The organism is Aeromonas sp. ASNIH8, from assembly GCF_002919855.1.
Classification (GTDB): domain Bacteria; phylum Pseudomonadota; class Gammaproteobacteria; order Enterobacterales; family Aeromonadaceae; genus Aeromonas; species Aeromonas caviae.
Genome location: NZ_PQLN01000121.1, coordinates 1 through 10350, shown reverse-complemented (window position 1 = coordinate 10350; position 10350 = coordinate 1). Strand labels below are relative to the sequence as shown.

7 protein-coding genes are annotated in these 10350 nt (G+C 60.6%); 5 read left to right on the top strand and 2 right to left on the bottom strand.

The features are described from left to right. Nucleotides 1–250: 250 nt before the first annotated feature. Entirely contained in the window at nucleotides 251–1774 is a 1524-nt protein-coding gene (locus C3418_RS20945; protein WP_010674897.1) for a fumarate hydratase, read from the bottom strand. A 210-nt stretch (nucleotides 1775–1984) separates the two neighbouring features. On the opposite strand from C3418_RS20945, the gene pabB reads away from it, so the two are divergent. The 3 genes from pabB (at nucleotide 1985) to C3418_RS20930 (ending at nucleotide 5479) form a co-directional block, all read left to right on the top strand. Further along, on the top strand, nucleotides 1985–3355 hold the full coding sequence (pabB, locus tag C3418_RS20940; RefSeq protein ID WP_103859206.1) for an aminodeoxychorismate synthase component I: 1371 nt from the start codon (nucleotides 1985–1987) through the stop codon (nucleotides 3353–3355). A gap of 43 nt (nucleotides 3356–3398) precedes the next feature. Then, the gene (locus tag C3418_RS20935) at nucleotides 3399–3965 is read left to right on the top strand and encodes a CoA pyrophosphatase (RefSeq protein ID WP_049636012.1); all 567 of its coding nucleotides are present in this window, start codon (nucleotides 3399–3401) and stop codon (nucleotides 3963–3965) included. Between the two features lie 215 nt (nucleotides 3966–4180). Next, nucleotides 4181–5479: a serine/threonine transporter gene (locus C3418_RS20930; protein ID WP_049636005.1), complete on the top strand. Its 1299-nt coding sequence runs from the start codon at nucleotides 4181–4183 to the stop codon at nucleotides 5477–5479. Nucleotides 5480–6214: 735 nt separating this feature from the next. On the opposite strand, the gene sstT is transcribed toward C3418_RS20930, so the two are convergent. Continuing rightward, on the bottom strand, nucleotides 6215–7465 hold the full coding sequence (sstT, locus tag C3418_RS20925) for a serine/threonine transporter SstT (RefSeq protein WP_049636004.1): 1251 nt from the start codon (nucleotides 7463–7465) through the stop codon (nucleotides 6215–6217). Nucleotides 7466–7797: 332 nt separating this feature from the next. On the opposite strand from sstT, the gene C3418_RS20920 reads away from it, so the two are divergent. After that, nucleotides 7798–9720 carry an ATP-dependent DNA helicase RecQ gene (locus tag C3418_RS20920; RefSeq protein WP_052815758.1) on the top strand — a complete coding sequence of 641 codons (1923 nt, stop codon included), beginning with the start codon at nucleotides 7798–7800 and terminating at the stop codon, nucleotides 9718–9720. Nucleotides 9721–10127: 407 nt separating this feature from the next. Further along, nucleotides 10128–10350: transposase (locus C3418_RS20915; RefSeq protein ID WP_146054115.1), on the top strand; the 223-nt coding region annotated here is incomplete at its 3' end.

The following is a 10350-nucleotide window of genomic DNA, read 5'->3' as shown; positions in this document are numbered from 1 at the left end:
AGCAGCACAGCAGCACAGCAGCACAGCAGCACAGCAGCACAGCAGCACAGCAGCACAGCAGCACAGCAGCACAGCAGCACAGCAGCACAGCAGCACAGCAGCACAGCAGCACAGCAGCACAGCAGCAGTAAATTTGCTCAGGCCCAGACCGTCAAATGGGGCCCGCAAAAAAAGGCGACCCGAGGGTCGCCTTTCAACATGCTGCTGTACGGGGGCTAATCGCCCTCCGTTTGCATCGAAGTCCGATTGATCAAGCCAGCTTGGTCTCCAGCTCGGCAATTTTGGCGGACCAGTAGGCCGGGCCGGTCTCGTGGATGTTGTTGCCCTGGGAGTCGACCGCCACGGTGACCGGCATGTCTTCCACCTCGAACTCGTAGATGGCCTCCATCCCCAGATCGGCAAAGGCCACCACGCGCGCCTTCTTGATGGCTTTCGCTACCAGATAGGCGGCGCCGCCCACCGCCATCAGGTAGACAGCCTGGTGCTGCTTGATGCTCTCGACCGTCTTGGGGCCGCGCTCGGACTTGCCGATCATGCCGATAAGGCCGGTTTCTCCCAGCATCATGTCGGTGAATTTGTCCATCCGGGTGGACGTGGTGGGGCCAGCCGGGCCGACCACCTCGTCACGCACCGCATCGACCGGGCCCACGTAATAGATGAAGCGGTTGGTGAAATCGACCCCTTCCGGCAGTCCTTCACCTTTTTTCAGCATGTCGGCGATGCGCTTGTGGGCGGCGTCGCGGCCGGTCAGGATCTTGCCGGAGAGCAGCACGGTATCACCGCTCTTCCAGCTGGCAAGCTCTGCCTTGGTGATGCCATCCACGTTGACCCGGCGCACATTGCCACCGGACTCACGGGTGATCTCCGGCCAGTCTTCCAGCCTGGGGGGTGTCAGCTCCGCCGGGCCGGAGCCATCGAGTTCGAAATGCACGTGACGGGTGGCGGCGCAGTTGGGGATCATCACCACGGGCTTGGAGGCGGCGTGGGTCGGTGCGGATTTCACCTTCACATCCAGCACCGTGGTCAGGCCGCCCAGCCCCTGGGCACCGATCCCGAGCTTGTTGACCTTGTCATAGAGCTCGACCCTCAGCTTCTCTTCGGTGGTCTCGGGACCACGGGCAATCAGCTCCTGGATGTCTATGTGCTCCATCAGAGCTTCCTTGGCGAGCACCGCCGCCTTCTCGGCGGTGCCGCCGATGCCGATGCCGAGCATGCCGGGCGGGCACCAGCCAGCCCCCATGGTCGGCACCGTCTTGAGCACCCACTCCACGATGTCGTCGGAGGGATTGAGCATCACCATCTTCGATTTGTTTTCGGAGCCGCCGCCCTTGGCCGCGATACTCACTTCCACCTTGTTGCCCGGGATCATGTCGATGTGCACGACAGCGGGGGCATTGTCTTTGGTGTTCTTGCGGCTGCCGGCCGGATCCGCCAGCACGGAGGCGCGCAGCGGGTTGTCCGGATTGGTATAGGCGCGGCGGGTGCCCTCATCCACCATCTCCTGGACCGTCATGTCGCTGTCCCACTGTACCTGCATGCCGATCTTGACGAAGCAGGTGACGATACCGGTGTCCTGACAGAGCGGGCGATGACCTTCGGCAGACATGCGGGAGTTGATCAGAATCTGGGCCAGGGCATCTTTGGCGGCCGGGTTGATCTCGCGGTCATAGGCGGCCTTGGCGGCCTGCACGAAATCGAGGGGGTGGTAGAAGGAGATGTACTGCAGGGCGTCAGCAATGGAATCGATAAAGTCCTGTTTTCTAATGATGCTCATATCATCCTCACTGGTCCTTGTTATCGCTTGCGCGAGCAAGGGCTTCCATATGAGCCGGGCCTTCGGCAGGTGGCAAATGCACCTGGAGCCGGCAGACTGCGGCGTGTTTTTATAACGGTGTTTTTCTTAAAAATGCCGGCGGCCATGATACGCTTGACCACCCGAACCGGCTAGGGAGCCGGGCGCAAACTGTTGCCTATGTAACAAAAAATGAAACCAAGACTGCATATCCACCATTTCGACCCGCAGGCCTCGCTCCACACCTGGTTTGCCTGCCTGCAACACCAACCCTGGGCCATCCTGCTGGAATCCGCCGGCCCCCTGGGGGCTGACAACGGTTTTGACATCATCAGCGCCGATCCGCTTGCCACCCTGGAAACCCGGGGTATCAGCACCTGCCTCACCCAGGATAACCACCAGCACCATCATGACGGCGATCCCCTCGCCCTGCTCGCCAAGACCCAGCAAGCCCTGCTTGGGGAGCTCGTTGAGGATGACTCGGGATTGCCGTTTATCGGGGGAGCCCTGGGACTCTTTGGCTACGATCTGGGCCGACGATTCGAGCGTCTGCCCGCAGTGGCGCAACAGGACATCCAAGTGCCCGACATGGCGGTCGGGATCTACGACTGGGCGCTGCTGCGAAATGTCGCGACGGGACACTGGCAACTGGCCCACTGGGGTGATGAAGCCGGCCTCGCCCGCAGGCTCGACTGGCTGATGGCGCAGCGCGAACGAACCACCCTCCCCCTTCGCCTGACCGGCCCCTGGCAGAGCAACATGACGCGGGCCGAATACGGGGACAAGTTTGCCCGTATCCAGGCCTATCTGGCGGCGGGGGATTGTTACCAAATCAACCTGACCCAGCGCTTCAGCGCCCCTTATCAGGGAGATGAATGGTCCGCCTATCTAACCCTGAGCGCCGCCAACAAGGCGCCGTTCTCCGCCTTTGTCCGCCTGCCGCACAGCGCCATTCTGAGCCTCTCCCCGGAGCGTTTCCTGCTGCTCGACAAGCGCCATATCGAGACCAAGCCCATCAAGGGCACCCGGCCTCGCCACCCGGATCCCGCCCAGGATGCCAGGGTGGCCGAGTCACTCGCCAGCGCCGACAAGGACAGATCGGAGAACCTGATGATCGTCGATCTGCTGCGCAACGACATCGGCCGGGTGAGCCTGCCGGGATCGGTCACTGTGCCGCATCTCTTTGCCGTGGAATCCTTCCCGGCGGTGCATCATCTGGTCTCCACCATTCACGGAGAACTGGATGCGCGCTGGCAAGAAGTGGATCTGCTGCGGGCCTGCTTCCCCGGCGGCTCCATCACAGGGGCTCCCAAGATCCGGGCGATGGAGATCATCGAGGAGCTGGAGCCGGTGCGGCGCAATGCCTACTGCGGCAGCATCGGTTATCTGAGTCAGCACGGAAGGATGGATACCAGCATCTGCATCCGTACCCTGATCGTCGAAGCCGGTCAGCTGCACTGCTGGGCGGGGGGCGGCATCATCGCCGACTCCGATCCCGACGCCGAATATCAGGAAACCTACGACAAGGTGGCCCGTATCCTGCCACTGCTCGATGCCCTTTGATCCCATCCGGCCCTGCGGGGCCGACACAAGGAGACCCATGGAGATGACGAGTGCCGAGCTGCTGACCCGCTTTTTGCTGCAGCGCCCCGCCTCCGCCCATCGCCTGGCACTGGCCGGGCTCAAACCTGCTGCCGTGTTGATCCCCCTGGTGGAGCGCCCCGAGGGCCTGCACCTGCTGCTGACGCGCCGCAGCGCCGCCCTGCGCCACCACCCGGGACAGATCAGCTTTCCCGGCGGGCGCCAGGACCCGGAAGACCGGGACCTCATTCACACCGCGCTCAGGGAAACCGAGGAGGAGCTTGGCATTCCCCCCTCCCAGATCCGGATCATCGGCAGCCTCACCCCTCTCAATACCGTCTCGCGCTACGATGTGCTGCCGGTCCTCGCCATGCTCGACCCAGGCTACGGGCTGACCCTGAGCCAGGACGAGGTGGCCCAGGCCTTCGAAGTCCCCCTCGCCCACGTGCTGGATCCGGGGCAGCACATAGCCCTGAGCCTGCCAAGGGCGGACGGACGTCACACCATCTATTGGATCCCTTGGGAGCAATCTTTCATCTGGGGAGCCACTGCCAGCATGATCCGCCAGCTTGCCCAACACATCTCGGCATAACATTTCGACAACATGATGAGGTGGGAAATTATCCAGCTAACATTCAAATAACACTGCATTTGATAAATAAATTTTTATTTTTTATTATTTTGATCACATTTCTACAAGAAAGTACGGGTTTTAGCCGCACAAAGGTGAATTTGATCAACATTTTTGATTAAAAAGAAAGTATTCTTGCGCCGACTAATTAAAACCACACATTCGGGGTGAGATACATGTCCAATACTGTCACTGGCGCACAGGATGTTGCAGCCGCACAGGAGCAAGGAATCAGCTCGGTCCAATCTCGCGCTTGGAGTAAACAAGACAACACCTGGGTGATCAGCCTGTTCGGTACCGCCGTCGGTGCAGGCATCCTGTTCCTGCCCATCAACGCCGGCATGGGTGGCTTCTGGCCGCTGGTAGTGATGGCGCTGCTGGTCGGCCCCATGACCTACCTGGCACACCGTGGTCTGGCGCGCTTCGTGCTCTCCTCCAAGCAGCCCAATGCCGACATCACCCAGGTGGTGGAAGAGCACTTCGGCGTGGGTGCCGGTAAATTGATCACCCTGCTCTACTTCTTTGCCATCTACCCCATCGTGCTGATCTACGGCGTGGGCATCACCAACACGGTGGAAAGCTTCCTGGTCAACCAGTTGCAGATGACGCCGCCCCCGCGCTGGATCCTCTCCATCGTGCTCATCATGGCCATGATGTCCGTGATGCTGGCTGGCGAGAAGCTGATGCTGAAAGTGACCGAGTTCCTGGTCTATCCGCTCATCGCCATTCTGGCGGGCATCTCCCTGTACCTGATCCCGGACTGGACCGGTGCGGCCCTGAATGAAATGCCGAGCACCAAGGATTTCGCCACCACCCTGTGGCTGACCATCCCGGTGCTGGTGTTCTCCTTCAACCACAGCCCGGCCATCTCCAGCTTCGCCCTGGCTCAGCGCCGTGGTCACGGTGAGCATGCCGTCGCCAAGTCCGACGCCATCCTCAAGCGCACCGCCATCATTCTGCTGGGCTTCGTGATGTTCTTCGTCTTCTCCTGCGTGATGAGCCTGACGCCGGCCCAGCTGGCAGAAGCCAAGTCCCAGAACATCGCCGTGCTCTCCTACCTGGCCAACCAGCATGCGAGCCCCATCATCTCCTACTTCGGTCCGCTGGTTGCCTTCGTGGCCATCGTCTCCTCCTTCTTCGGCCACTATCTGGGTGCCCGTGAAGGTCTGAAAGGGATGATCGTCCAGAACATGCGCAGCTCCGGCAAGGCACCGAACCACAAGAAAGTGGAGCTGTTCATCATCGCCTTCTTCATCCTGACCCTGTGGGGCGTGGCCGTGATCAACCCCTCCATCCTCGGGATGATCGAATCCCTGGGTGGCCCCATCATCGCCACCATCCTGTTCCTCATGCCCATGTACGCCATCAAGCGCGTTCCGGCCATGGCGAAATACCAGGGTCAGATCAGCAACGTCTTCGTGGCGACCATGGGCCTCATCGCCATCTCCGCCATCCTCTATCAACTGGTCGGCTAAGCCTTCCTGCGATACCGTCGGGCCAGCATCTGGCCCGGCGCCTCCCACAGCCCGGCAGATCTCCTCTGCCGGGCTGTGTTCGTTATGATCATCAGACACTGGACTCAGATGATCAGAGCCCCTCAGATCAAAGACAGCCCTTTCATCCACTCTCTTTCCCCTTGGTGACAGCTTGCCGCTCATATTCCTTTCCCCATGGCACACGACCAAGGCGTGCTGCGTTATCCCGTCATCTGCCGCACGCCATTTGCCTTGCCAGACAGAACACCAGAGCCCTTGTCCTTACCAGGAACGCCCGATCTTCGGGGTTTAGCCCAGAGAGCCCAGATCCCCACCCAATTGAGCCTTTCTTCAAGGCATTCAAGGAAAATACCGGCCACAGGGCGCAGGCAAACCGCCGAGAGGGCCTTGACCGGGCTTCCCGTACAGCGTCCGAAGAGCAGATGACCCCTTCGGTCACCAGAGGGGATGCCACAGGCCGCCATGCTGACAGCACAAACAGCCCGATATGCCCTGCCGAATGCAGTGCCGGGCACGCGGGTACAGGGAATGGCTTGTTGGCGGTGGCGAGAACACGTAAGGCGGCCAACGGGCCCCTCCCGGGAAATCACACAGGGGGATCCGAGCACTGTCAGTGCCATGACACGGCGAGAAGGTGCAGGGCGCCTGACGCGCGCGCAAATAAAAAGCGCCCTCCGAAGAGGGCGCCTGTGCAGAGCGGAAAGTCTGAGGGGATCAAGCTTCGCGGCTGGGGACCGGGGCGGCATCCAGCAGGCTCTCATCCTCGGCCATGCAGGCGGCCGCAGTGAACAGCACGTCGGTGGAGCTGTTGAGGGCCGTTTCGGCGGAATCCTGCAACACCCCGATGATGAAGCCAACGGCCACCACCTGCATGGCGATGTCGTTGCTGATACCGAACAGGCTGCACGCCAGCGGGATCAGCAGCAGGGAGCCGCCCGCCACACCGGAAGCGCCACAGGCACTGATGGTGGCGACGACGGAGAGCAGAATGGCGGTTGCCATGTCCACTTCCATCCCCAGGGTATGCACCGCCGCCATGGAGAGCACGGTAATGGTGATGGCGGCGCCGGCCATGTTGATGGTGGCCCCCAGCGGGATGGAGACCGCATAGGTGTCTTCCGGCAGGCGCAGCCTCTCGGCCAGGGCCATGTTGACCGGAATGTTGGCGGTGGAGCTGCGGGTGAAGAAGGCGGTCACACCGCTCTCTTTCAGGCAGGTCAGCACCAGGGGATAGGGGTTGCGCTTGATCTTCCAGAAGACGATGAGCGGATTGACCACGAAGGCGATGAACAGCATGCAGCCGATCAGTACCACCAGCAGCTGGGCATAGCCAAACAGCGCATCGAAGCCGGTTTCAGCCAGGGTGGAGGCAACCAGGCCCAGGATGCCGAGTGGAGCGCAACGGATCACGGCCTTGACGATGGCGGAAACCCCGTGGGACACATCGGAAATCAGTGATTTGGTGCTCTCATTGGCGTGACGCATGGCGATACCAAGGCCGATGGCCCAGGCCAGGATGCCGATATAGTTGGCTTCCAGCAGTGCTTTCACCGGGTTGGTCACCACGTTGAACAGCAGGGTCTGCAGCACTTCCGTGATGCCCCCCGGCGGCGTGATCTCGGTAGCGCCTGCCACCAGATGCAGGTTGGAGGGGAAGAGGAAGCTCGCCACCACTGCCACGGCAGCCGCCAGGAAGGTACCCAGCACATAGAGCAGCAGGATCGGTTTCATGTTGGTCTTCTGACCCTGCTTGTGGCCGATGATCGCCGACATCACCAGCACGAAGACCAGCAGCGGCGCCACGGCCTTCAGGGCGCCGACGAACAGGCTGCCGAGCAGACCCGCCGCCTTGGCCCACTCGGGCATGAACATCGCAAGAAGGATACCGAATACCAGACCGACTAGGATCTGGCTAACCAGACTGGTGCTGTTGACCAGTCGAATGAGGGGGTGTTGTTGTGTCATCAAGTAGTCCCTGTGCACTCATGGTGCGTGAATCATTAGTCCTGTTGGCAACCAGCCCCGCGCATTGGCACCGGTCCGTTGACGGTGACGCCGTGGGCAGCTCTTCTGGTGGATCTGTCCCGTTCGCGTGGGGTTGCGGACAAGAATATCCCATCTGCCATGGTTTTTTTCCACATAATCACTGAAAAATATCAGGGTTACCTCACAAAAAATCTACAACAATGTGATAACACAATATCAACCACGGTCAAAATGTCACCAAACCAGTCCGATCATCGGCCACCACTGGGCCAGAAGTGATATGATGACGCCCTTTTTCAGGGAGCCTTGCCATGATCACCTCTTTATTGACCCGACACTTCGGCTTTGATCGCTTGCGGCCCGGGCAGGAAGCGGTGATCAGTCGTCTGCTGGCCGGCAAGAGCGCCGCAGCCATCTTCCCGACTGGCGCGGGGAAATCCCTCTGTTATCAATTGCCCGCCCTCGCACTGCCCCACCTGACCCTGGTCATCTCTCCCCTGCTGGCCCTGATGCACGATCAGCTCGCCTTTTTGCGCAGCAAGGGGATCGCCGCCGCCACTCTGGACTCCAGCCAGACAGCGGAAGAGAGCCGGCGCGTGATGCAGCAGGCCAGCGATGGCAAGCTCAAGATCCTGATGATTTCGGTGGAGCGCCTCAAAAATGAGCGCTTTCGCCGCTTCATCGCCCACATCCCCCTGTCACTGCTGGTGGTGGACGAGGCCCACTGCATCTCGGAGTGGGGCCACAACTTTCGCCCCGACTACCTCAAGCTGCCGGATCATCGCCGTGAACTGGCCATTCCCCAGGTGCTGTTGCTGACCGCCACCGCCACCCCGGCCGTCATGGCGGACATGCAGGCAAAATTTGCCATCGACCGGGACGATCTGGTGGTCACCGGTTTCTACAGACCCAATCTGGATCTGGCCGTCCTCCCGCTGGCCGGCAGTGCCCGCGATACATGGCTGCGCGAGGAGCTGCACCGGAATCCGGCCGCCCCCACCATCGTCTACGTGACTCTGCAACACAGCGCAGAGCAGTGCGCCGCGCAGCTACAGGCCAGCGGCATCCGGGCATGCGCCTACCATGCGGGGCTCGATCCCGCCCTGCGCAGCCAGATCCAGCATGACTTCATGGCTGGCAGACTCGACTGCATCGTGGCCACCATCGCCTTTGGCATGGGCATCGACAAGGCCGACATTCGCCGGGTCATTCACTACGACCTGCCCAAGTCCATCGAGAACTACAGCCAGGAGATAGGCCGCGCCGGACGTGACGGGCTTCCCTCCCGCTGCACCGTGCTGGCGAGCCGCGCCCAGTTGCCGGTACTGGAAAACTTCGTCTATGGGGATACGCCGGACAGGGACGCCATCGCGCACTTGCTCGATATCGTGCGCCAGAGCGGCGCCGAGTGGGAATTCAGCCTGCTGCGCCTCTCCAACGAGACCAACATTCGCCAACTGCCCCTCAAGACCCTGCTGGTCTATCTGGAGATGGCGGGGGTCATTGCACCGGCCTACAGCTACTTTGCCGAGTACCGTTTCAGGTTCGTACTGGAAAAACAGGCGATCCTCGCTCGTTTCAATTCCGAACGCCGCCAGTTCCTGGAGCAGGTCTTTGCCTGCGCCCCCCAGGCGCGCACCTGGTGCACCATTGACTTCGAGGCGCTGTGGCAGGGATATCAGGGAGAACGCCAGCGCGCCGCGGCGGCGCTGGACTACCTGCAGCAGCAGGGTTGGATCGAGCTTGAAAGCAAGCAGATGACCGAGCTCTATCGGGTGCTGAGCCAGCAAATCGATACCGTGACCCTGGCCGAAGAGCTGCATGGATTGTTTGAAAAGAAAGAGCAGAGCGAGCTGGCCCGCCTTCAGGCACTGCTGGCCTTTTTCACCTCGACCACCTGCCTCAGCCATGAGCTTGCCCGCTATTTTGCCGACGACGCCGCCCCCGAGCGCTGCGGGCACTGTTCCGTCTGCCGGGGAGAGATCGCCGTGTTGCCGCCGTTGCCATCACCGGGCTTGCCCAACGAGCACGGTTTGCGCGCCTGGTGCGATCCGCTGATCGCCCTGTGCCATCAGCGCCATCCCAGGATCCTGACCCGTTTCCTGTGTGGCATCGCCACCCCGCTGACCACCCGTCTAAAGGCCAGGGATCTGGCCGGTTTTGGCCAGTTGGCGAACCATCCCTTCGCCGAGGTGCTGGCGGTGGTGTCAGCCCTCTATCCCGCCGAATCCTGAGCTTGCAGGTTTGGCGCCGTTCAGGCGCTGAAAAAATAAGACCCTCGCGGATGCGAGGGTCAAGCCAACGGAAACGTGCTTAAACAGAGCTTAGTATCTGCACAATCACCCACTCTCTTGCTAAAGCGATGACTGCTCGACACAGGACCAATCTAGAGCAGCCAGAATGTAGCGTCAATGTAAAAATTAGAGCAAAAGCACCAAGCAAGTAACATTACGTTGACGTAAGCGACACGTCTTTTTACCCTCTATTCCCTGCCGCCCTTGCCCTTGCTGGCACCGCCCCCTGACAAAACAGAGCGTCACCATTTTCTCCCTCTGGCACACAAAGATTTACCTGATTACCCATGATTAGCAGTCACCACGAGCTATACTGATCTTACGTACAGTTACTGAGGTGCGAGATCATGGCCAAAAGCAAAGTCCAATTCCAGAAAGGCTACAGCCTGTTTGATTTTTTCAAGGACTATGGCACTGAAGCGCAGTGCGAAAACGCGCTGCTCGCTTGGCGTTTTCCGAACGGTTTCATCTGTCCTGAGTGCGCCAACAAGACCTGCTGTCGCCTGAAAAGTCGGCCACGCGTGCTGCAATGCAATAACTGCCGTCACCAGATGTCATTGACTGGAAACA